Origin of the sequence: Rhodococcus sp. NPDC057297 (assembly GCF_042667435.1) — a bacterium.
Lineage (GTDB): Bacteria > Actinomycetota > Actinomycetes > Mycobacteriales > Mycobacteriaceae > Rhodococcoides.
In genome coordinates this window covers 402,313-424,297 of record NZ_JBHUZE010000003.1, presented here as the reverse complement: position 1 = coordinate 424,297, position 21,985 = coordinate 402,313, and the positions used below count along the sequence as shown (strand labels likewise).

Annotated in this window: 24 protein-coding genes; 11 read left to right on the top strand and 13 right to left on the bottom strand. The window is 64.7% G+C overall.

What is annotated here, in order from left to right; all coding sequences use genetic code 11:
• The first annotated feature begins 95 nt into the window (after nt 1–95).
• Nucleotides 96–839 (top strand): VTT domain-containing protein, encoded by a 744-nt coding sequence (locus tag ACFULT_RS11975; protein WP_037112327.1) that lies wholly within the window; start codon nt 96–98, stop codon nt 837–839.
• A gap of 30 nt (nt 840–869) precedes the next feature.
• The gene (locus ACFULT_RS11970; protein WP_037112329.1) at nt 870–1,520 is read left to right on the top strand and encodes a DedA family protein; all 651 of its coding nucleotides are present in this window, start codon (nt 870–872) and stop codon (nt 1,518–1,520) included.
• Between the two features lies 1 nt (nt 1,521).
• Here ACFULT_RS11970 and ACFULT_RS11965 read toward each other — a convergent pair whose 3' ends face one another.
• The 5 genes from ACFULT_RS11965 to ACFULT_RS11945 all read right to left on the bottom strand — a co-directional run bounded on the left by ACFULT_RS11965 (nt 1,522) and on the right by ACFULT_RS11945 (nt 5,652).
• A complete protein-coding gene (locus tag ACFULT_RS11965) occupies nt 1,522–2,295 on the bottom strand; it encodes a trans-aconitate 2-methyltransferase (protein ID WP_378481546.1) in 774 nt (257 codons plus the stop codon).
• A 15-nt stretch (nt 2,296–2,310) separates the two neighbouring features.
• Nucleotides 2,311–3,423: a glycoside hydrolase family 76 protein gene (locus tag ACFULT_RS11960; protein ID WP_378481545.1), complete on the bottom strand. Its 1,113-nt coding sequence runs from the start codon at nt 3,421–3,423 to the stop codon at nt 2,311–2,313.
• Between the two features lie 43 nt (nt 3,424–3,466).
• Nucleotides 3,467–4,126: an RNA methyltransferase gene (locus ACFULT_RS11955; RefSeq protein ID WP_052059478.1), complete on the bottom strand. Its 660-nt coding sequence runs from the start codon at nt 4,124–4,126 to the stop codon at nt 3,467–3,469.
• Nucleotides 4,127–4,131: 5 nt separating this feature from the next.
• A complete protein-coding gene (locus ACFULT_RS11950; RefSeq protein ID WP_241483885.1) occupies nt 4,132–4,746 on the bottom strand; it encodes a DUF6636 domain-containing protein in 615 nt (204 codons plus the stop codon).
• Nucleotides 4,747–4,848: 102 nt separating this feature from the next.
• Nucleotides 4,849–5,652: an SDR family oxidoreductase gene (locus tag ACFULT_RS11945; protein WP_037112340.1), complete on the bottom strand. Its 804-nt coding sequence runs from the start codon at nt 5,650–5,652 to the stop codon at nt 4,849–4,851.
• Between the two features lie 88 nt (nt 5,653–5,740).
• Between ACFULT_RS11945 and ACFULT_RS11940 the strand changes: the two genes are divergently transcribed.
• Complete coding sequence (locus ACFULT_RS11940) at nt 5,741–6,193, top strand: hypothetical protein (RefSeq protein WP_037112462.1); 453 nt, start codon at nt 5,741–5,743, stop codon at nt 6,191–6,193.
• Here the strand turns inward: ACFULT_RS11940 and ACFULT_RS11935 are convergent.
• Nucleotides 6,158–6,829 carry a lysoplasmalogenase family protein gene (locus ACFULT_RS11935; protein ID WP_378481544.1) on the bottom strand — a complete coding sequence of 224 codons (672 nt, stop codon included), beginning with the start codon at nt 6,827–6,829 and terminating at the stop codon, nt 6,158–6,160. The two genes, ACFULT_RS11940 and ACFULT_RS11935, sit on opposite strands and share 36 nt — an antisense overlap.
• 161 nt (nt 6,830–6,990) lie before the next feature.
• Here ACFULT_RS11935 and ACFULT_RS11930 point away from each other — a divergent pair, with 161 nt between their 5' ends.
• From ACFULT_RS11930 to ACFULT_RS11910, 5 genes are all read left to right on the top strand, one after another.
• The gene (locus tag ACFULT_RS11930; RefSeq protein WP_378481543.1) at nt 6,991–7,554 is read left to right on the top strand and encodes a hypothetical protein; all 564 of its coding nucleotides are present in this window, start codon (nt 6,991–6,993) and stop codon (nt 7,552–7,554) included.
• 102 nt (nt 7,555–7,656) lie between these two features.
• Complete coding sequence (locus ACFULT_RS11925; RefSeq protein ID WP_378481682.1) at nt 7,657–8,112, top strand: MarR family winged helix-turn-helix transcriptional regulator; 456 nt, start codon at nt 7,657–7,659, stop codon at nt 8,110–8,112.
• 13 nt (nt 8,113–8,125) lie between these two features.
• Complete coding sequence (locus ACFULT_RS11920; protein WP_037112346.1) at nt 8,126–9,361, top strand: MFS transporter; 1,236 nt, start codon at nt 8,126–8,128, stop codon at nt 9,359–9,361.
• 204 nt (nt 9,362–9,565) lie between these two features.
• Nucleotides 9,566–11,389 carry a hypothetical protein gene (locus tag ACFULT_RS11915; RefSeq protein ID WP_378481542.1) on the top strand — a complete coding sequence of 608 codons (1,824 nt, stop codon included), beginning with the start codon at nt 9,566–9,568 and terminating at the stop codon, nt 11,387–11,389.
• Complete coding sequence (locus tag ACFULT_RS11910) at nt 11,376–11,963, top strand: class F sortase (protein WP_378481541.1); 588 nt, start codon at nt 11,376–11,378, stop codon at nt 11,961–11,963. The genes ACFULT_RS11915 and ACFULT_RS11910 overlap by 14 nt, the downstream gene beginning before the upstream one ends.
• 32 nt (nt 11,964–11,995) lie before the next feature.
• On the opposite strand, the gene pyrE is transcribed toward ACFULT_RS11910, so the two are convergent.
• The 6 genes from pyrE to clpB all read right to left on the bottom strand — a co-directional run bounded on the left by pyrE (nt 11,996) and on the right by clpB (nt 18,541).
• Nucleotides 11,996–12,535 (bottom strand): orotate phosphoribosyltransferase, encoded by a 540-nt coding sequence (gene pyrE / locus ACFULT_RS11905; RefSeq protein ID WP_037112352.1) that lies wholly within the window; start codon nt 12,533–12,535, stop codon nt 11,996–11,998.
• A gap of 57 nt (nt 12,536–12,592) precedes the next feature.
• On the bottom strand, nt 12,593–13,162 hold the full coding sequence (locus ACFULT_RS11900; protein ID WP_378481540.1) for a LemA family protein: 570 nt from the start codon (nt 13,160–13,162) through the stop codon (nt 12,593–12,595).
• A gap of 67 nt (nt 13,163–13,229) precedes the next feature.
• Nucleotides 13,230–14,042, bottom strand: a complete 813-nt coding sequence (locus tag ACFULT_RS11895) for an SDR family oxidoreductase (RefSeq protein WP_037112356.1) — start codon at nt 14,040–14,042, stop codon at nt 13,230–13,232.
• 69 nt (nt 14,043–14,111) lie between these two features.
• Nucleotides 14,112–14,975 carry a hypothetical protein gene (locus ACFULT_RS11890; RefSeq protein WP_378481681.1) on the bottom strand — a complete coding sequence of 288 codons (864 nt, stop codon included), beginning with the start codon at nt 14,973–14,975 and terminating at the stop codon, nt 14,112–14,114.
• A gap of 53 nt (nt 14,976–15,028) precedes the next feature.
• Complete coding sequence (locus ACFULT_RS11885; RefSeq protein WP_378481539.1) at nt 15,029–15,871, bottom strand: DUF5666 domain-containing protein; 843 nt, start codon at nt 15,869–15,871, stop codon at nt 15,029–15,031.
• A 123-nt stretch (nt 15,872–15,994) separates the two neighbouring features.
• On the bottom strand, nt 15,995–18,541 hold the full coding sequence (gene clpB, locus ACFULT_RS11880; protein WP_037112359.1) for an ATP-dependent chaperone ClpB: 2,547 nt from the start codon (nt 18,539–18,541) through the stop codon (nt 15,995–15,997).
• 179 nt (nt 18,542–18,720) lie between these two features.
• Here clpB and ACFULT_RS11875 point away from each other — a divergent pair, with 179 nt between their 5' ends.
• From ACFULT_RS11875 to mraY, 3 genes are all read left to right on the top strand, one after another.
• Nucleotides 18,721–19,884: an FAD-binding oxidoreductase gene (locus ACFULT_RS11875; RefSeq protein WP_378481538.1), complete on the top strand. Its 1,164-nt coding sequence runs from the start codon at nt 18,721–18,723 to the stop codon at nt 19,882–19,884.
• A gap of 247 nt (nt 19,885–20,131) precedes the next feature.
• Nucleotides 20,132–20,551 (top strand): helix-turn-helix domain-containing protein, encoded by a 420-nt coding sequence (locus ACFULT_RS11870; RefSeq protein WP_019663116.1) that lies wholly within the window; start codon nt 20,132–20,134, stop codon nt 20,549–20,551.
• Nucleotides 20,552–20,606: 55 nt separating this feature from the next.
• Complete coding sequence (mraY, locus tag ACFULT_RS11865; protein WP_378481537.1) at nt 20,607–21,683, top strand: phospho-N-acetylmuramoyl-pentapeptide-transferase; 1,077 nt, start codon at nt 20,607–20,609, stop codon at nt 21,681–21,683.
• A gap of 6 nt (nt 21,684–21,689) precedes the next feature.
• Here mraY and ACFULT_RS11860 read toward each other — a convergent pair whose 3' ends face one another.
• Entirely contained in the window at nt 21,690–21,965 is a 276-nt protein-coding gene (locus ACFULT_RS11860; protein ID WP_037112363.1) for a DUF2277 domain-containing protein, read from the bottom strand.
• Nucleotides 21,966–21,985: the final 20 nt, after the last annotated feature.

Sequence of the window (21,985 nt, the reverse complement as noted above, 5' to 3'; positions counted from 1 at the left end):
CCACCTGATCACTTCAGGCACGAACGTGACTAATCGGACATTGCATCGGTGGCAATTCACCAGCTGTTGTTCAGGTCGGCCCAGGTTCGGCCGGTATGGTGGGCGCCGTGAGTCTTCTTGCCGCCTCGGAATCCGTGACGACGAACCTGGCGCTCCTGCCCGGGTTTCTCGATCCAGTGAATTTGCTCAACTCGTTCGGCACCTGGGTGCTGGTCGGGTTGCTGCTTGTCGTCTTCATCGAATCGGGGCTGCTGTTTCCGCTACTCCCGGGTGACTCCCTCCTCTTCACCGCAGGCCTCATCGCCGCATCGAAGTCCGACGAGATCCCGCCGTTCGCCCCTATCGGCGTCCTGCTGATCACGATCCCGATCGCCGCCATCGCAGGCGACCAGGTCGGATACTTCATCGGACGTAAGGGCGGGGCCGCGCTGTTCAAGTCGAACGACGCGAAGTTCTTCAAGAAGAAGTACATCGACGAGTCGCACGCCTTCTTCGAGAAGCACGGCCCGATCACGATCATCCTCGCGCGCTTCGTCCCGATCGTGCGGACCTTCGCGCCGGTCGTCGCGGGCGCCTCGCACATGAAGTACTCGATCTTCGTGACGTACAACGTCGTCGGCGGCATCCTGTGGGGCGCGGGTGTCACCATGCTCGGCTACCTGCTCGGACAGATCCAGTTCATCCGCGACAACGTCGACTACATCTTCCTGCTGATCGTCTTCGTCTCGGTTCTGCCCATCGTCATCGAGGTTGGCAAGCGCATGCTCCGAGCCCGCAAGACACCGCTCTCGGAGGCCGCTGACGCCATCGAGACCCAGCAGGACCGTCCGAGCGCTTAAAGTGCGGGTGTTGCAACCGTGATCGAGGCGATGGGTCAGTTCGGCCCACTGGAAACCGCAGGCCCGCTCGTGGTGTGGCTCGTGGTGGTGACGTTCGTCTTCATCGAATGCGCCGTCATCATCGGCCTGTTCCTTCCCGGCGACTCCATGCTGATCACCGCCGGAATCGTGATGGCCACTCACGCCTCGGGCACCGGCCACATCTGGGCGCTGTCCGTCGGCGCGATGATCGCGGCCATCGCAGGCAACCAGGTGGGGTACGTCATCGGGCACCGCACCGGTTCCACACTCGTCGCGCGCAAGAACGGCAAATACCTCAACACCAAGAACCTGCACAAGGTGAACCTTCTACTGGAGAAACACGGTTTCTGGGCCGTGCTCGTCGCGCGTTGGATTCCCTGGGTGCGGACGCTCTGCCCGATGGTCGCGGGCGCAGCCAAGATGAACCATCGCCGCTACACGATCGCCAGCACTCTCGGCGCGATCATCTGGGCGCCGGTGCTGCTGCTGGCAGGCTTCTACTTCGGTAGCTTCCTCGAGATGGTGCCGTGGCTGCTGCCCGCAGTCCTGATCGGGATGATCGTGCTCCTGGTCGTCGGGACCGGCCTCGGCATCTGGCAGTACCGCAAGGAAATGTCGAAGCCCTCCGAGACCATCGAGGTCGAAGAAGTCCTCGAGTAACTCAGTCTTTCCGTGCAACGACGAAGATGCGTCGGAACGGAAACAGCGTTCCCGACGCGGCCTGCGGGTACGCGTCGCGCAGAAGGTCTCGATACTGTTCGACGAACACCGGCCGGGTCTCGTCGTCGAGTGCATCCAGGACGGGCCGCAGGCCAGTTCCCGTCACCCACCGCAGCACCGGGTCCACGCCCTGCAGAACGTGGACGTAGCTGGTCTCCCACGCGTCGACGGTCAGTCCCGCGTCGAACATCGCCGACGCGTACTGCTCGGCGGAGTCGACGCTGTCACCTCCGCGTAGAACGCCGCTGAGAGTCGACGCCCACTCGTCGGATTCCGCGAGGCGACGCATCAGGACGTGAGAGGGAGCGTCGAAGTTGCCCGGTACCTGGAAGGCAAGGGTGCTGGACGCGCCCAGTTGCGATGCCCACGTCGCCAGAAGCTCTCGGTGGTGAGGTACCCACTGCAGGGCCGCATTGGACACGACGACGTCCACGCCGGTCGCGTCGAAATCGGAGATGTCACCTTGCCGGATGGTCACGCCGGCAGGCAGATCCGACGGCTGATCGGCCACCATGTCGGCCGACGAGTCGAGTCCGGTGATGTGGGCCGACGGCCACCGCTGTGCCAGCGTGGCGGTCTGTACGCCGGTGCCACATCCGAGGTCGACGACAGTGCCCGGTGATTCGTTCCTGATCCGAGCGACCAGTTCGTAGTACGGACGCGTCCGCTCGTCTGCGTAGTGCCCGTACACCGTCGGATTCCACGAAGTCCCCATAGACCAGTACCTTAGCTAACGAAAGCCTGCGTCGGCCACGGTGTACGCGGCCTCCATGAGCATCCAGCCGCTGAGCTGAACCGCGAAATCACGTTCCGGCACCGCCGACGACCGCACTGTTCCGCCGCTGAACGTTGCCACTGTATGCCCCGGCCCAGGGAGCGTGGCCTGAGATTCCCACGCCGCACCGAAGAGTGGATGATCCTCGACTTCCAGTCGGTTCTCCCACGCCGCTTCCGCCGACGCGAGCACGATCGACGCAGCCAACGCACGTGTAGTCCGATCGTCGTCGCTGTCGCCGGGCAACGTCGTCGCGACCATCGCCAGGTAGCGGGCCAGGATGCCGTCGAACAAGCCGCCGTCGCCGCCTCCCCCGCCGACGATCACCAGGTCACGACACAGTCGAGCGTCCACCGCAGCGACCAGTGCCTGCACCCGTGCACGATGACGTGGGTCTCCCAGTCGCACCGCAAGTTCCGTTTCGACGCCCAGCACCACACCTTGGCAGTAGCTGTAGATCGCACGATCGAGCACGTCGCCGGTACGTATGCCGTCGAAGATCAGACCCGTCTCGGGATCCCTCAGCGTTGCGTCCATCCAATCGGCCATGGCCTCCGCTCGCCACAACCGACCCGTCCTGGCCAGCAGGATCGACGCCGGTCCGTTGGCCGGGGCGTTGTAGAAATCGTCGCCCTTGCGCCACGGGATGCCGCCGCCTGCCTGCGGAGACCATGCGTCGAACAATTCCATCTCGATCTTCTGAATGCCGACGCGGTTGCCGACGGCATGCAACCGTTGAGCGCGTTCGAGGGCAAGCCCGAGCCAGGCCATATCGTCGTAGTAGTTGTTGGTCCAACCGGTGATGTTCCGAATGCGGTGCGCACGAGCGATCTTGGTGACGCGCCTACGTCTCTTGGCGGTGGGCTCGCGGCTCGCTGCGTCGACCGCGCACTCGAGCAGGTGCGCCTGCCACCAGTAATGCCACTTCAGGAACAGTCGCTCCCGCCGAACAGGCGGCCACGCCACGACACCGAGCGCCGTACCCGGCAACCCCCACAGTCGACGCACATGTCGTGCGACGACGGCCCCCTCCGCAGCGTCCGCGCGCTGCGCCCATAGCTCCTGCATGATCGGCAATCCTGCCACTTGCCCGGGGGCGAAGCACAAACAGTCAGGGCCACGCTTGTGACAAGTCGGCATGACGCCGGACCCACGAGTGCATGGCAATCCCGGCGGCGACACCCGCATTGATGCTGCGAGTGGACCCGAACTGCGCTATGGATACCGTCATCGACGCGCCGTTGCGTGCATCCTCGGTCACCCCCGGCCCCTCCTGCCCGAACAGAAGCAGGCAATCCCGCGGCAGTTCTGCGGTTTCGATCGGCACCGAACCCGGCGTGTTGTCGACGGCGACAACCGTCAAGCCCTCGGCCGCGGCGAAAGCGAGTACGTCGCCGACGGTGTCGTGATGATGGATGTGCTGGTACCGGTCGGTCACCATCGCGCCACGCCTGTTCCAACGACGCCTTCCGACGATGTGGACCGCCTGCGCTGCAAATGCATTCGCGGTACGTACGACCGTGCCGATGTTCGCATCGTTGGCGAAGTTCTCGATCGCGACGTGCAGCGGGTGGCGCCTCGTGTCGATGTCGGCGACGATCGCCTCTCGCGTCCAATAGCGGTACGCGTCGACGACGTTGCGCCGGTCCCCGGCGTCCAGCAGGTCCGGGTCGAACTGCACACCCGTCGGCCGGGGTTCATCGTGGTGCTCTTCCCACGGCCCGACACCGTTGGGGTTGTCTCCCCACTCGGTCGGACCGGGTAGATCCATGTCGCTCAATAGATTTCATTACTGTCGGCAGCAATTCGGAAGCCGTGGCCGGTCTCGTCGTTGGTGCACGAGATACCGTCGGCAGTCGACTCGCAGGAGTACCCGTCGGCGTTGATCACCTGACCGACAGCAAGCGGAGGATCGATCGTCTCGCCGCCCGAGGTGTACACCGCACCACCGGAGCACATGAACTCCGCCGCACCGTCGTTGGTGACACGAATTCCGTTGCCCCAGCTGATCATGCAGTCCTCGGGCCGCGGGGGCACCGGCGTCGTCGTGCCCTGACATCCCGCTTCGGTCCGGCTGGCCAGTGTGACGATTCCACACTGGAACAGACCGTCCGGCGACGAGAAGTAGTACGCACCGTCGAGCGCTGCGTACGTCGTCTGCGGCGGCGCCGGCTCGGGGGCAGGTTCCGACGGAGGCGGCGGCGGAGCTTCGGTGGGCGGCGGCGGCAACACCGGTTCCACCGTCGTCGTCGGCGGCGCGACGGTTGTCGTCGTAGTAGCCGGTGCGGACGTCGCATCCGCACCGGATTCGCTACCGCACGCGGACAGCACCGCCACAATCGCCACCGATGCTGCCAGTACCGAACGCTTCTTCAAGCGCGCTCTCGCCATGAAAGAACCCGACCCCACTTTCGCTCACCATGTTGCAGAGCGACCCTACCGGCGAACCGAAACCCGTGCCGTTCGGTGGTGCGTGGCAGGGGTCGCGCAGGATCAGGTGTGGCTCAGACGCCGGTTGACTTCGCGGGTGAGCCAGGCCGGAGAGAACCTGGACCCGAGCGACAGCGCCTTGGACTGCAATCCGACCGGGAAATGAACCTTGCGCAGTGCCTTGTTACGCCGCAGCCCCTTCGCGGGGCGGGTGGCGTCGAAGATCGCCTGGGAGACGTCGTCGGCCGTGAGCTTGATGCCGAGCGAGTTGGTCGTTCCGGTGGAGACGCCCTGGGTCATCGCGGTCTGGACGAACAGCGGCCACATGGCCTTGACGGAGATGTCGTACTTGGCCCACTCGAGGTCGAGCGCCTCGGTGACACCGCGGACGGCGAATTTCGTCGCGCCGTAGGTGACCAGCTCCGGCTGACCGTAGATGGCCGACGCCGAGCACAGGTTCACGACCTGGGCGTTCCTGGTCGCCTTCAGATACGGGAACGCCGCGAGAGTGCCGTACACGACGCCGTTGAAGTTGATGTCGATCTGGCGCTTGTGCACCTCGAGCGGCATCTCCTCGAACTGGCCTGCAACGAGAATGCCCGCATTGTTGACGAGGACGTCGAGCCGGCCGTGGGCCTCGGCGTCGAACTCCTTCAACCGGGCCTCCCACTGCTTGGGGTCGGTGACATCCAGGGTGCCCGTCACGACGCGTCCGCCGGCGGACGTGATCTCCTTGCCGAGTGACGCCAACCCGGTTTCGTCGATGTCGTAGGCCCCGACGAGGTATCCGGAGCGAGCGAACTTCAGAGCAGTGGATCGTCCGATTCCGGCAGCGGCGCCGGTGATGAACACAGTTGGTGTAGACACTTCGACAGAATAGGCGTTACCAGCGTTATCGGTAAGACCCTCGACTGCATTTCAGCGGTATTCTGGCTGTGTCGCGTAGGAGATGTGGGTGAATCACAAACGAACGTTGCGAGCGGTAGTAGTTGTCACAGTGGGCTACGTCGTCGTTCTGGCGGCGTGGGCGCTCTGGTTCCGTCCGTCGGCGCCGTCCGGAACACTCCCCTATCAACTCGCCGCGCTGGTCGCCGGATTCGGAGCTGCACTCGGTCTGTCCATGCTGGTGGCCAACCGGCGGACGGCCGAACAGAGGCAGATCGCACGCAACGGTGTCGAGGGCTGGGCCACCGTCGAGGAAGTGCACCCGCTCGACGACACCCGCAGCGAACTTCAACTGCAGTTCACCGTTCCCGGCTCGGAGTCGTTCTCCGGCCGGATCGTCTATGCCATTCCCCGCTCGGAGATCTCGAGGTTCGCCGAGGGTGCAGTCGTTCCGATCATGGTGGATCCGGATGACCACCACCGCGTACTACTTCTTCCGAGACAGACCTTCGACGAGGAATAGCTGAGCCACCGCGTAGGTCGCGAGGACGACTCCCTCCGCCGCTCGCCGATGCGACTCCGTGGTCAACAGCAGCCGCCGCGCCACTATCAACGCGTCGGACAGGGTGAAGAGCACACCACCGACAGCGATTCTCGACGCCGGATCCGACCCGGGGACTACGACACCCGCCACCGTTCTCGCCCCGCGCGCAAGCGTGGGATCCGCCGCCAGCGTCGACATCGATGCCAGGGTCAGTCCGTACGCGCCGAGTCCGGGCGCGACATCGGGCGAACGCGCTGCCATCGACGCGACCGCAAGAAGCCAGCCCGCCGCGCGCGGCGCCGCTGCCGACGGGGTGACGCGTGCACCTCGAGCACGGAGGAGCCAGCAGTAGCACCCCTGCATCACGGCGAACGAGGCCGCACCATGCAGAATCCGCGAATCGTCGTCCGGGTCGAGAAGAAGAACGTCGCCGACGGTCGCCGCTGTGAGTGCCAGACCGAGCGTCGACACAGGCTTCGGCAACCCCACGACCAGCGATGGAGCAATGAAAGGCTTCGCAAAGCGATGCAGTCTGTCCGCGCCGAGGACGGCTCCGAGAACCGTCGCGGCCGATGCCGAGGCGAAGGCGATTCTGGACAACGTCGCGCGATTCATCGACTCACCTCGATGGTTCGTTGAACTAATCAATTGTGTGATGCTGGCCCCTTCGCCTTGATTCAGGGCTCCCCACCTTGTCATCGTTGGTAGGTAAACACACGACTCGACACGTTGGGACGACAATGCGCCGGAAACACACAGATGACCGTCGGGCGACCATGGAGGGCCTCGCCTACGCATCGAACCCGCTGCTCCGTCGCTCCGACCGCATCCAGTCCCGGTTGAAGACCATCCTCACCACCCTGGCAATTCTGATGCTTCCCGTTGCTGCTTGGCTTGCGATGACGACGCTGTCGTTTCAGAACGAGCAGGTCTCGGCGCAGCAGTACACCCGGCACGCCGTCACCGCCGAAACCGTGTCCGTCACTCAGCCCTCCCCGCTCGTTCAATCCGACTTCAGCTCGCAGAGCAGCTCCAACGTCGACGCGACGTGGACCTACCAGGGCGTCGAGCACACCGGCCAGGTGTCCGTCCTGAGCGGCTCCCCCGTCGGCACCGAAGTGGACATCTGGGTCGACGACAACGGCATCCGCGCATCGCAGCCACTGTCGAACTCCGACGCCATCGCCGCCGCCGCGTTCACGGGCATCGGCAGCCTGTTCCTGTCGGGACTGCTCCTCTACGGCATCTACGCCGCCACCAGGTTTCACCTCGACAACAAGCGCGACGCGGAATGGGACCTCGCCATCAGGAATTTCATGGACGAGAACAGCCTGAGCTGAGCGAAGTACGCACGAAAACGAGTCCCGGCCACCATCGGCCGGGACTTTTTTCGTGGACTACCTGTCAGCTTGTTGGAAAAGATAGTTAGCTTATGTAATATTATCGGGGTGCAGCAGCCAGCCTCCGATCAACATCTCCGCGACGTGCTTTCCGAGCTGGTCACGGGATCGTCGCGGTTCGTTCGCCTCGCCGCGCACTTCGGCTCCGACGAGTGGCCCAAAGCCTGGATGCGAGCGCTTTCCCTCCTCGAGGAGTACCAACCGCTGCGAGTCAGCGACTTCGCTCGCCTCGACCGCTGCTCGCAACCGTCGGCGACGTCGTTGCTGGGAAAGCTCGCCGCCGCGGGACTCGTCGAACGAACGACCGACCCGAGCGACTCGCGCGCGGTCGTCGCCCGAATGTCCGACGCGGGCGCCGAATGGCTGGCCGCCGGACGACGCCAGATCGCCGACGGACTGCTGCCGTACCTGTCCGAACTGGACCCGGAACAACTACGGAAACTGACCGACGGACTGAGCGAGCTTCGCAGCGTGCTCAAATCGTCGATCACGGATTGAAAGGAACCTCGTCGTGGGGAACTCAGCCGTGAGTACGAACAACGACAGCTTGCTGAAACAGCCGAAGGCCGTGTGGGCAGTCGCATTTGCTAGCGTCATCGCCTTCATGGGGATCGGCCTGGTCGATCCCATCCTCAAACCCATCGGCGAACAACTCGACGCGTCACCGTCCCAGGTGTCACTCCTGTTCACCAGTTACATGCTGGTCACCGGTGTCGCGATGCTCATCACCGGTGTGGTGTCCAGCCGCTTCGGACCGAAACGGACACTCCTCGCCGGGCTCGCCATCATCGTCGTATTCGCCGCTCTCGCAGGAGTTTCCGGATCAGTCGGTGAAATCATCGGATTCCGCGCCGGCTGGGGCCTCGGAAACGCGTTGTTCATCGCGACGGCGTTGTCGACGATCGTCGGTGCCGCATCGGGTGGCGTCGCGAGGGCGATCATCCTGTACGAAGCAGCACTGGGTATCGGCATCGCAACGGGACCGCTCGTCGGCGGTGTGCTCGGCGGATTCTCGTGGCGTGGACCGTTCTTCGGCGTTGCGGCGCTGATGGCCGTCGCGTTCGTTCTGTTGATCGTCATGCTGCCGGACACTCCCAAGCCCGCTCACACGACGTCGATACTCGATCCGTTCCGTGCACTTCGCCACCGCGGACTGCTCACCGTCGGCATCACCGCACTTCTGTACAACTACGGATTCTTCACCCTCCTCGCCTACACTCCGTTCCCTCTCGACATGGGCACGTACAGCATCGGTTTCATCTTCTTCGGCTGGGGACTGTGCCTCGCAGTGGCGTCCGTGTTCCTCGCCCCCAAGCTTCAGCAGGCGTACGGAACTCTGAACATGATGATGCTGTCGCTGCTTCTCTTCGCCGTCGACCTCGGGGTGATGGCGCTGTTCACCGAGAACAAGACGGTGTTGATCGTCGGCACGGTCGTCGCCGGATTGTTCCTCGGGGTCAACAACACCCTCATCACCGAAACCGTCATGATCTCCGCACCCGTGGAGCGCTCGACGGCATCGGCCGCCTACAGCTTCGTCCGCTTCGTGGGTGGCGCCGCAGCACCGTACCTCGCGGGCAAGCTGGGCGAGAGCAACGCTCATGTCCCGTTCTGGGTCGGCGCGGTCTGCACCCTGCTGGCGATCGTCGTCCTGTCGACCGGCCGCAAAGTCCTCGCCCACGTCGACGATCACGACCCCGCACCTCACAGTGTCGACGAGGCCCGGGCAGTAACCGTCGGCGACTGACGTTTCTCGCGCTGGGTGTTCACTTTCGTCACACGAACACCATCAGTAACAGTTGCATAACCAATTCCTTGGTAAACCCTGAGAGACCTTTCGGTCCGTTACGGTCCTTGAAGCACAAGTACGTGTGCCTCACTAAAAGCATTTCCGGATCGGGACGGACGTGTCGGTGGCTCCGGCCACCAGGACCGAAGGGCTTGAACATCTATGTCACAGAAGTCGATCGCCCGTTCGCGGCGGACTCGCATCGCCGCCGCCGGAGCCGCCGTCGCACTCTCCTTCGCGCTGGCAGCACCGGGAATTGCCGCAGCGCAGGACGAAACTCCACCACCGTCGAACAGCGTCTCCGAGCAGGAACCCACCGACCCGCCGGCCGAGGAGCAGACACCTACCGAGGAAACAACCATCCCCTCGGGAGACGCACTGATCCAACCGCCTGCGGATGTGCCTGCACCCGGCGAAGGTGACGCTTCGGCAGCAGCGGTTCCTGCACCCCAAGCACCGTCGACCGACCGACCACTCCCCCAGGTGACGGGCGGGGTCGTGTTCAACGACGACGGTACGGCGACGATCAACGTCGACATCGTCCCGCAGCTGAGCGACGCCGAGAAGCAGGCGCTCGCCGACGCGGAGGCAAAGAGCAAAGCCGCTGCGGAGGCGTCCACTGCCGCGCAGGCTCGGCTCGATGCCGCCGTCGCTGCCGATACCGCCGCGAGTACTGCGGTCACCAAGGCAGAGCTCGCTGCGGCAGACGCGGTGGTGAAGGCCAAGAAGGCCGACGCCGACGCAACGGCCGCCGAACTCGACCGCATCGCTGCTGTCGGCGCGGTGAACAAGGCCAAGGCCGACACCGCAGCTCTCGAAGCCGCCAATACCGCGGCTACGCAGGCCAAGACCGAAGCCGACGAAGCCGCAGCCGAGGCCCTAGCCGAAGCAGAACGTCTGGAAGCCGAAGCGGCCGGTGCGGGTGATCCCGCAGCTGTGGAGGCAGCGACGGCGGCACGTGCTGACGCGACAGCCAAGGCCGAGCTCGCTGCCACCGCGTCGGCCGATGCCGAAGCAGCTGCCACGGCGCTGCAGGATTCGATCGTTGCCGTGCAGGATTCGTTCAAGACTCTCAACCTCGCCAAGGTGAGCGCCGCTGTCCGCGCGGCGGCGGCCAGGGCCGCCGAATCACTGTCGGCGGCCATTGCCGCACGCACAGCGCTGGACGTCTCCGCGGCAGCCGAGGCCAACGCACGGGATCTCGAAGCGACAGCGGCGACGTCGACAGAGGCAGCAACCGCCGCGAACAAAGCTGCTGCCGACGCACGGACTGCTGCGACGGCAGCCCAGGAGAAGGCCACCGCGGCTGCGGCCGCGGCGACGCAAGCGCAGGCCGACCTCGACGCAGCGCCGTCGGATGCGGATATCGCAGCGCTCGAAAAGGCCGCCGCCGAAGCAGAGGCCGCGGTCGAGGAAGCCAATGCGGCATTGGCCACCGCGGAAGCCGACGTGACGCGAACCGAAGCCGATCTGACGGCAGCTCAGGCCGCGTCCGACACCGCAGCAGCGGAGGTGAAGGCAGCGCAGACCGCAGCAGCCGATGCCAAGGCAGCAGCCGATGCCGCAACCAAGGCCGAGGCCGATCTGAAGGCCAAGGCAGCTGAATTGGCAGCGAGCGGACCGAAATTCAGCTGGACCATCAACATCGGCGGCACCACGAAGGACGACGTCCCCGTGACCCAGGTCGATGACACCACAGTGGTCGTCGACGAGACCGGCGTGGAATTGGTGGGCGTGTCCAACGAGGACGGATCGTTCACGGTCGCGGACTACTTCACCACCGACGACGACGGTGTCACCGTCCTGGCAGGAGAACTGCCCGCTGTCGATCTGGCATTGGGCGATTCGTCCACCGAAGCGTCGGGTGGTTCGGACAGCTCGTCCGCGACACCGGCGATCTTGGCCGGCGTCGGCGTCGTAGCTGTGGCCGCAGTGGGCGGCGGACTCTACCTACGTCGTCGCAACTCGACCGATGCATCTGCGTAAGTTCGCAGCTGCGATCGCCCTGGGTGTCGCACTGACCGGCTGCGCGCAGTCGGAGCCGGTCAGTGCGACACCGCCTGATCGGTCGGCGGTGGAGGCGCAGATTTCTGCGGCTCCACCGTCGCCGGTTGCACCCGCGCAACCGGAGTGGATCGAGCTGCGGTCCGCGGAATCGCAGACCTACATGAGCAGCACGATCAACCCCGACGGCCTGTACCGCGACTCGTCGCAAGTACTCAATCCAGTGGACGAGCGGCCTGCGTGGTGGGCCGAGAGCGGGCTACCCGGTACGGACACCCAGCAGACAGTTGTCGTCGTGGGCCACAACTACTCGACGCGGGACGCACCGTTCCGCTCTCTCGGAGTGGCGCAGGTCGGCGACATCGTCGTAGTGCGCACAGCGACCGGCACTCTCGAATACGACGTCGAATCGGTCGGGCCCCTGCCGAAGGGTTCACTCCTGGCCGACAACGACCTGCGAGCGCAGGTTCCCGGTCGACTGATCCTCGCCAACTGCGACGTACGCAACGGCGAGCCGACGGGAGACAACTTCTTCGTCGTCGCGCAACTGCGCTGAATGTTCATGCAGGCCCTGGCCTACATGAACATTCAGAGCCCCAGATCGGCCAAGCCGAGCAGCGAGCGGTATTCGAGGCCCTCGGCTGCGATGACGTCGTCGGCGCCTGTTGCCCGGTCCACGACGGTGGCAACGCCGACGACCGTGGCACCGGCGTCGCGGAGGGCTTTCACCGCGGTCAGTGGTGAGTTGCCGGTCGTGGTCGTGTCCTCCACGACCAACACCCGCTTGCCGACGATGTCGGGTCCTTCGATCTGACGCTGCATACCGTGCGCCTTCGCGGCCTTGCGTACGACGAAGCCGTCGATCGGGCGGCCTTCCGCGTGGACGATGGACAACGCGACGGGATCGGCTCCCATCGTCAGGCCGCCGACGGAGTCGAAGTCCCAATCGGCCACCAGTTCGCGCATCAGGGTTCCGATCAGCGCGCTCGCGCGGTGATGCAGCGTTGCGCGTCTGAGGTCGACGTAGTAATCGGCTTCCTTGCCGGATGACAACGTCACCTTGCCGTGGACTACGGCCAGTTCACGAACCAGCTCGGCCAGTTCGGCACGCTGGGCACTGTCGGCCATGTGCGGTTCCCTTCGATCGATTCAGTCGATGAATCTACCGGCCGGAATCCCGCAGGCTCATGCGGGCACGTCCTCCGGCTTTTCGTCGGCGACGAGGTCGACGTGCTCGACGAACGGCTCGGGCGGAACGACCTTGAGTGCGGTGGCCATGGGCTTGGTCGCGAACGACCTGCGTAGCTCCGCCAACGCGTACGCGTTGTCGTTGTACACGCGCACTGCGCCGGCGATACGCTTCTCCGTCGTCTCCAGGTCGCCGGCGGGGCCCTGGAAGGCCCAGTTGGAGCGTAGCTTCGGGTGAAGATCGGACTCCGACAGCACCGCATGCACCGCCGCCGACAGCGCGTTCTCGGCAGCTGCCTGAGCTTGCAGACCCAGATTCTTGTCTCGTACCGCCTTGGACCACGACCTCGCGCCGACGAGCTGACGAATCAGCTCCTGGTCCAGGCCGGACGATTCGACGGCCGCGATGAAGGACTCCAACTGAACGTGGCGACGCTCGAGCTCCACGGTCACCAGCTGCCTGCTCGCGGCCGTGTTCGACCGACAACGCCGTACCCGACGCTCGACGCTCGCCGCGTAGGCGAGAACTGCAAGTACGAGGATCGCCACGATCACGAAAACAGTCACAAGGTCTGAATTTAACGGTGATACTCGAATCGCGCTCGGAGGCTCGCCCATACGCGCCGAAGTCGTCCTAGGTTCGGCCGCGACCCCGACCGACCAGATTCGTCAGCTTGCGCACCGCACTCTTGGGGACCTTGGTGCCGAGCGCCGTCAGGACCTTGTATTGCGCGCCCGGCACACTGATGACTTTGCCCTTGCCCAGATCACGCATGGACTCACGCACGACCTGTTCCACGTTCAGCCACATGAACTTCGGGATGCTGGACATCTCGATGCCCGCGCGTTGATGGAATTCGGTCCGCACGAACCCGGGGCACAGTGCCTGCACCTGGACGCCTGTACCGGCGAGACCACCGGACAGCCCTTCGGAGAACGAGATGACGTACGCCTTGGACGCCGAATACGTCGACCCTCGGCCGGACAGGATGCCCGCGACGCTCGCCACGTTGACCACGGTGCCTTTCGCGGCAGCAACCATCGACGGCAGCGCTGCGCGGGTCAACTGCATCACCGCGGTGACGTTGACGTCGAGCTGCGCCTGCAGCAGCTCGGGTTCCGCTGTCCAGAACTCACCCGAAGTTCCGAAACCTGCGTTGTTGACGAGAAATTCGACGCCTCGGCTCAGCCGCTCGGCGACGATGTCCCGTCCCGCCTGGGTGGCCAGATCCGCCGGGATGATCTCCGAATCGGCTCCGAAGCGGACGCGCAGGTCGTCCGCGAGCGAACGCAGCCCCACCTCGTTTCTGGCAACGAGCACGAGGTCGTAGCCGCGAGCAGCGAGGTGAGTGGCGAATCCTGCGCCGAGGCCGGACGTCGGTCCGGTGACGAGGGCAACCGGGCGCACGGTGAGGGGGGACGCTGGTTCGATCGGTTCGGCGGTCATGAAACTGAAGGCTACGGTGCGATCGACGTGTTGTGGAGTCCCACACCGCCGAATGTCCGGTCCTGCGGATCAGTCCTGGCGGCGGCGGTCCGAGTCGCGGGTGATGGGCGTCGGTCGGCTCGGTGGCCGGGGTCCCGACGGTTGGATCACGGGACCGGAACGCAGCGGCGGCCTCGGCTCGGGACGCCGCACCTCGGGGCGCGCTTGCCGGGGTTCTGGATTCTGGCGGGGTTCTGGGCTCTGGCGGGGTTCTGGGCTCTGGCGGCCGACTGTGGTTTCGGGTCGATTGCGCTGCGGAGGGCTAATTCGAGCGGGACCGGATGGACGTCGGTTGTTGACCGGCGGGAGTACATGCAGCATCCCGGACAGTCGTGCCACGGCGTCGATGGCGGCATCCCAGTCGCGTCCGGTGCTGCCGAGCGGCAACGATCCGAGTGTCCAGTCGTTCTCGCTCCACAGCAGGTTCAGGCCGGCCGGAACGGATTCGGTGAACGCAGCCATGCGTTGATCGCACACGCGCCGCGCCACTTCGACGTTCGTCGCGAACACGACACGGGGGCCGATCGATCCGAGCAGCTCCATGTCCGAGTCGCGAGGGGGCGGCGTCGACTTCAATCGAAGGTCGATGTCCACGTCGGATCCGACGGGTCGTTGAACTGCAACGATCGTCGACGTCTCCTCGACGTCGAACAGTACGAACTTCTCGCCGCGTCGGACTCCGCTCACGAGGTCCACCGCAGTGGTCTGCTCGGGCTTGGCGAGCGCAGCACGACGGAACTGCAGCACGATGTCGTCGTCGGACGCCTCGTACGTGTATCCCTGCGCCTTGGCCCACATCTGCCGTACCCGGCCTACCTGGTCCCGGCGCGAACGGTCGATGTACAGAAGGGCGACCGCACCCAGGAGGGCGATCGCTGCAAGTCCGAACCACATAGCCGTCATCGAGGGTCAGCTTATAGCGTCCAGCGGTTCGGCCTCGTGATGGCTCACCCGCCCAGGTCGGGGGTTTCCACGATGATGTCCGCCGTGATAGCCCCGTTCTCCATGGGGCTGCCGTTGACGACCACGAGCGACCCGATCTTCAGCGAGGAGGCGTCGAAGCCGGACAGAGACAAAACCTGCGTCTGCGGGGTGACGAGGACCGTGACGGGGGCACCGTCGATGCCCTGGATCGTCAGAGTCGGGCCGTCGATGGCGGTGATGTTTCCGATCGCCGCGCCGGAGTTACCCAGAATCTCCGGTATGCCTCCCGGGACGAGTCCGCCGGGAGCCGACGGTGGCGCGAGGGGCGCCTGACTCGGCGGAAGCGTGGGGATCGGGGCCAGGCTGGTCGGTGGTCGAACCGCGACGTCTTCGGTGTCGGATCGCTGATTGGTCAACACCAGAATTCCTGCCAGCACGACGACCACCAGCGCGGCAAGGGCGACCAGCGCGAACATCCACCGACGCGGCCCCTTCGGCTCGGGCGGAGCCTGATACTCGCCGTACTCGGGCGAAGCCTGGTGTTGCCTCGGGTCGTACGCCGGAAACACCTGGGTCGGGTTGGGCTGTTGGGGCGGGTACTGCTGTTGGGGCTGGTACTGCTGTTGGGCCGGGTACTGCTGTTGGGGCGGGTACTGCTGTTGGGGCGGGTACTGCTGGGGATATCCGTACTGCTGCGTCGGCTCATCCGGGTAGGGCTGGGTATCCGGGTATGCCTGCCAGCCTTCGGTTGCGTAATCAGGTTCGGGACGGTCCGGAGGTGGATTCGCGGTGCCGTCTTCCCACGGCCTGTCGTGTGGTCGTTCCGCGGGCTCCACTCTCGCGCGCTGATCGTCCGGATGACTCATGACACCGAGGGTACGTCCGCACCTCGCGGGTGACGAACGTCCAGGCGTGCACAGAGCTCCACTATTGCGCGATATTCACAGAATCCCGCAAAATTCGCGCAATAGTGGAGCGAAATACTCGGTCTAGCCCAGTACGAGTGCGTCGCCGTCTGCCGATACGTTCACCGGCACGACGTCACCGTCGCGGACGTCTCCTGCGAGCAGCAGCTTTGCCAACTGATCGCCGATCGCCTGCTGGATCAGCCTGCGCAGCGGACGAGCGCCGTACAGCGGGTCGTAGCCCCGAGCTGCCAGCCACAGCTTCGCCGGCGACGTCACGTCGAGCGTCAGTCTGCGTGCTGCAAGGCGCTTGGCCAGGAAGCCGAGCTGGATGTCGACGATCGATTCCAGCTGATCTTCGGACAGGGCGTCGAACACCACCACGTCGTCGAGGCGGTTGACGAACTCCGGTTTGAACGCGCGCCTGACCGCATCCATGACCTGGTCCTTCGATCCCCCGGCACCGAGGTTCGACGTCAGGATCAAGATGGTGTTCCTGAAGTCGACCGTGCGTCCCTGCCCGTCGGTCAGCCTGCCTTCGTCGAGCACGGCCAACAGGATGTCGAAGACATCGGGGTGAGCCTTCTCGACCTCGTCGAACAGGATGACGCTGTACGGACGCCTGCGGACGGCTTCGGTGAGTTGACCGCCTGCCTCGTAGCCGACGTAGCCGGGAGGTGCGCCGACGAGTCGAGCTACGGCGTGCTTCTCGCTGTACTCGCTCATGTCGATGCGGACCATGGCACGCTCGTCGTCGAACAGGAAGTCCGCCAACGCTTTCGCGAGCTCGGTCTTACCGACACCGGTCGGACCGAGGAACAGGAACGAGCCAGTCGGACGGTTCGGATCGGCGACACCCGCGCGAGCGCGACGGACGGCGTCGGACACTGCTTGCACAGCGTCCTTCTGCCCGACCACGCGTTTGCCCAACTCGTCTTCCATCCGCAGCAGCTTCGCGGTTTCGCCCTCGAGCATGCGGCCGGCAGGAATACCCGTCCAGGCGGCGACGACGTCGGCGACATCGTCCGGACCGACCTCTTCCTTCAGCATGACGTCGTCCTGCGCCGGGGTTGCCTGAGTCTTCTCGGCGAGTTCCTTCTCGAGAGTCGGGATACGGCCGTACCGCAGTTCGGCTGCCTTGCCCAGATCTCCGTCGCGTTCGGCACGCTCCGATTCACCGCGCAGGTTCTCGAGCTCCTCCTTGAGGACGCGAACCGAGTCGATGGCGTTCTTTTCGTTCTGCCAGCGGGTGCTCAACTGGTTGAGCTTCTCCTGACCGTCGGCCAGTTCTGCGCGTAGTTTCTCGAGACGAGCCTTCGACGCGTCGTCGGTCTCCTTCTCGAGCGCCATCTCCTCGATTTCGAGTCGCCGGACGGCTCGTTCGACCTCGTCGATCTCGACAGGACGCGAGTCGATCTCCATGCGGAGACGCGACGCGGCCTCGTCGACCAGGTCGATTGCCTTGTCCGGCAGAAACCTCGACGTGATGTAGCGGTCGGACAGAGTGGCGGCGGAGACGAGCGCGGAGTCCGTGATGCGCACACCGTGGTGCACCTCGTAGCGCTCCTTGAGCCCACGCAGGATTCCGACAGTGTCCTCGACGGACGGTTCGCCGACGTAGACCTGCTGGAATCGACGCTCGAGCGCTGCGTCCTTCTCGATGTACTTGCGGTACTCCTCCAACGTGGTCGCACCGACGAGCCGCAGTTCGCCGCGCGCGAGCATCGGTTTGATCATGTTGCCGGCATCCATCGCGGACTCACCGGTCGCGCCTGCTCCGACGATGGTGTGGAGCTCATCGATGAAGGTGATGACCTGGCCTGCCGAGTTCTTGATGTCGTCGAGCACGGCCTTGAGCCGCTCCTCGAATTCACCGCGGTATTTCGCGCCGGCGACCATCGAGCCCAGGTCGAGCGAGACGACGGTCTTACCGCGCAGGCTCTCCGGCACGTCGCCGGCGATGATGCGTTGCGCGAGGCCTTCGACGATGGCGGTCTTGCCGACGCCGGGCTCACCGATGAGAACCGGGTTGTTCTTGGTGCGGCGAGACAGGACCTGGACGACTCGACGAATTTCGGTGTCGCGGCCGATGACCGGGTCGAGCTGACCTTCGCGGGCACGGGCGGTCAGGTCGGTGCTGTACTTCTCGAGCGCCTGGTAGGTGCTCTCGGGATCGGCACTGGTGACGCGCGCGCTGCCGCGGACCGTCTGGAAGGCGTCGCGCAGCTCGTTCGGTCCGGCGCCGTGGCCGGTCAGGAGCTTGGCGACATCACTGTCACCGGTCGCGAGTCCGACCATGAGGTGCTCGGTGGAGACGTACTCGTCGTCGAGTTCGGTAGCGAGGTTCTGCGCAGCCGTGATGGCCGCCAGCGCTTCGCGGCCCAGTTGCGGAGTCGTGGTGGATCCGGTTGCCGACGGGAGTCGATCGACCAGGGTGCGAGCTTCACCGCGCACTGTCGCAGGATCGACGCCGACAGCCTTCAACAGGGGGGAGGCGATGCCGTCGGTCTGATCGAGCAACGCCACCAACAAATGCGCCGGACGGATGTCCGGGTTTCCAGCCGCGGATGCGGCCTGCAGAGCGGCACTGAGTGCGGCCTGCGTCTTCGTGGTGGGGGTGAAACTGTCCACCGGTCACCTGCTTTCTACTGGGAGAAAAAATTGATGTCGGTGGGTACAACGTATCAAAACTTGAGTCTGTTCCGCTCAAGTCTGATTTTCTCAGATTTCTTCTGTGGCCAGCGGTAGGTAATCGGGATACCCTCGGGCGGTCTACTTTGGAACCGTCTAGCTGCGGCGGAGGTTGATCTATGCTCGACGCTCGGGCGATCTCCCTGGTTCGCGCCGGTTTCAAGTCCGTTCTGGCCGCTGAGAACGGTCCGGCGCTTCTCGCACGGTCGTTCTATGCTCAGCTCTTCGTCGACCATCCGGAGTTCCGGGCGTTCTTCCCGGCGTCGATGGACCAGCAACGCGACCATTTCGTCCGCGCGCTGGCCTACATCTTCGACAATCTCGACAGGAACGAGCGCGTCGAGTCGTTCCTTCAGCAGCTGGGCCGAGACCACCGCAAGCACGGCGTCGACGGCACCCACTTCCGCGCTGGCGCCTCGGCCCTGATCTCGGCGTTCCGCAATTTCGTCGGCAACGAGGTGTGGACGGACGAAGTCGAGGACGCCTGGCATCGGACGCTTGCGCTCGTCACCGACAACATGGCCGTCGCCGCCGACTCCGACGAATTGCCGCCGTACTGGGGCGCCACGATCGTCGAACATCAACGCGTGCTCGACGATCTCGCGATCGTTCGCCTCCAACTCGACGAGGGCATCCACTATTACCCGGGGCAGTACGTGAGCGTGCAGATTCCGCAACGCCCCAAACTCTGGCGCTACCTGTCGCCGGCGATTCCGTGCAATCCACAGGGGGAGATCGAGTTTCACGTTCGTCGAGTGTCCGGCGGCTGGGTGTCTCCCGCCATGGTGACCGAGTCGGTCGTCGGAGATCGGTGGGCAGTCAGCCCTCCCCTGGGCGGGTTGCAGATAGACCGTGGCATCGACGAAGACGTCCTGATGATCGCGGGCGGCACCGGCCTGGCGCCGCTGCGCGCACAGGTGATGGACATGGCGCGCCGTAGCCGCAACCCGCGGGTCCACCTGTTCGTCAGCGGTACGTATCCCAGGGATCTGTACGACGCCGAGACCTTGTGGCAACTGTCGCTGTCCAACCCGTGGCTGACGGTGGTTCCGGTGACCGAGGAGGACGAGAATCCGTGGTGGCATTCCGGGCCGACGCCGGAGCTGCCGTGGGGCATGCATCATCGACTGCACGGACCCATCGGAAAAGTCGTGACACAGTTCGGCTCGTGGGCGGACCGGCAGATTCAGATCTGCGGTTCGCCGTCGATGGTGCGGACCACGCTGTACGCGCTGCGCAAGGTCGGCACTCCGATGGAGCACGTGCAGCACGATCCGCTGTGAGCAGTTAACGCTCGGCAAACTGCCTGCGCCCCCTTCCGTGCCCCGTCGATCGTTCGAATGACGTCGTCGACGGCAAGGCCGCGCTGGGCTCCCCTTTTTCCTGGTGCCCGATCCGAAAGCAACACGTTCTACCGTTCGTCGCGCCGAAACCGCCAGTCGGCCCAGAATGTGGTTACCTACTCGTTATCGTTCGCGGGCCGCAATGAGGACGGCCCGGTCATACCGAGAAGGGTGAGAGTAGATCCCGATGCCTGCAGACTTCGCGGCACGGTTGAACAGTCTGTTCAACACGGTGCATCCACCTGGCCGTAAGCCCCACACCAATGCAGAAGTCGCCGATGCGCTCGCCGAGCACGGCCACCAGATTTCCAAGCCCTACATTTCCCAACTGCGGTCCGGTCAGCGGACGAATCCGTCGAACGACACCGTTGCTGCTCTCGCCCGGTTCTTCAAGGTGAAGCCGGACTACTTCTTCAACGACATCTACGCGCGCAAGATCGATCACGACCTCGAGTTGGTGACTCAGCTCGAAGGTTACGGCCTCAAGCGTCTGTCGGCGCGTGCGTTCGACCTGTCCGAGGAGTCCCAGAATCTACTGAGTTCGATGGCCGAGAAACTGCGCGCGAGTGAGGGGCTTCCGGAGATTCCTCCGGACAGCACGCGCTGACTCGACTGATAACCGGGTAGTAACTGCAGCCAGACGATCAGGGGGATGACGCGCGGTGATCTTGATTCTCTTCGCGGGTGGAATAGCTCTCGCGGTCTCGATTCTGCTCACCCCGATGCTGATCCGCCAGTTCTCGAAGCAGGGCTTCGGCCAGGAGATTCGCCTGGAAGGACCGGCGAGTCATCAGTCGAAGCGCGGAACGCCGACGATGGGCGGCGTCGCGATCCTCGTCGCACTGTGGGTCGGATACGGCGGTGCGCACGTGGTCGGCATCGCATACGACGGTGGCGGCCCGTCGGCGTCGGCCTTGCTCGTGCTGGGTCTGACGACGGCCCTCGGCATCGTCGGATTCGTCGACGACTACACGAGCCTGCGAAACAAGCGGAACCTCGGATTGACCGCGCGAGCCAAGTACGTCGGTCAGATCGGTGCTGCGGTCGTGTTCGCGCTTCTCGTTCTTCGCTTTCCGGACAGCAATGCGGTGACACCCGGCAGCCGAAACCTGTCCTACGTGCGCGACTTCGCCATCGTGTACATGCCGACGCTGTTGTTCGTCGGCTTCATCTGCGTCCTGGTCGTGGCCTGGTCGAATGCAGTGAATCTGACCGACGGACTCGACGGCTTGGCCGCGGGATCGATGGCGCTGGCGCTGGGCGCCTACACCGTGATCACGTTCTGGCAGTACCGGCAGTCCTGCAGCACCGACCCGCGCGTCGGGTGTTACGACGTGCGGGATCCTCTCGACCTCGCGATCGTCTGTGCCGCCGCTGCCGGTGCATGCATCGGCTTCCTGTGGTGGAACGCCGCGCCCGCGAAGATCTTCATGGGTGACACGGGATCGCTCGCCCTCGGCGGTCTGCTCGCGGGCCTGTCCGTGGTCACCAAGACGGAACTGCTCGCCGTTGCGATCGGCGCATTGTTCGTCGTCGAGGCCGCGTCGGTCGTCATCCAGGTCGCGACCTTCCGTACCAACGGTGTTCGCGTCTTCCGCATGGCACCGATCCATCATCACTTCGAGCTCGCGAGTTGGCCGGAGACCACCGTCATCATCCGGCTGTGGTTGATGGCAGCCATCGCCTCGGCACTCGGTATGGGGCTGTTCTACAGCGAGTACCTGTCGGCGGTCGGCTGATATCGATCAGCCTGCGGCTTTCGCCGCAATCCGCGCCTGAACTTCCGGGCGACGCAGCGGCGGAACAGTCGGTGGCGGCTGGCGACGCTCGGGAAGCGCGTCGAGCAGTCGATGAGTCGTCGCGGTGACCTCGGCAACTGCGATCTCGAATGCATCGCGGGTGGCGTCGGACGTCTTCTGAACGCCACTGATCTTACGGACGTACTGCCGGGCCGCAGCCTCGATCTCCTCGTCCGTCGCGTGCGGTTCAAGCCCGCGCAGGGTGGTGATGTTTCGGCACATACCAGCCACGATAGACTTTT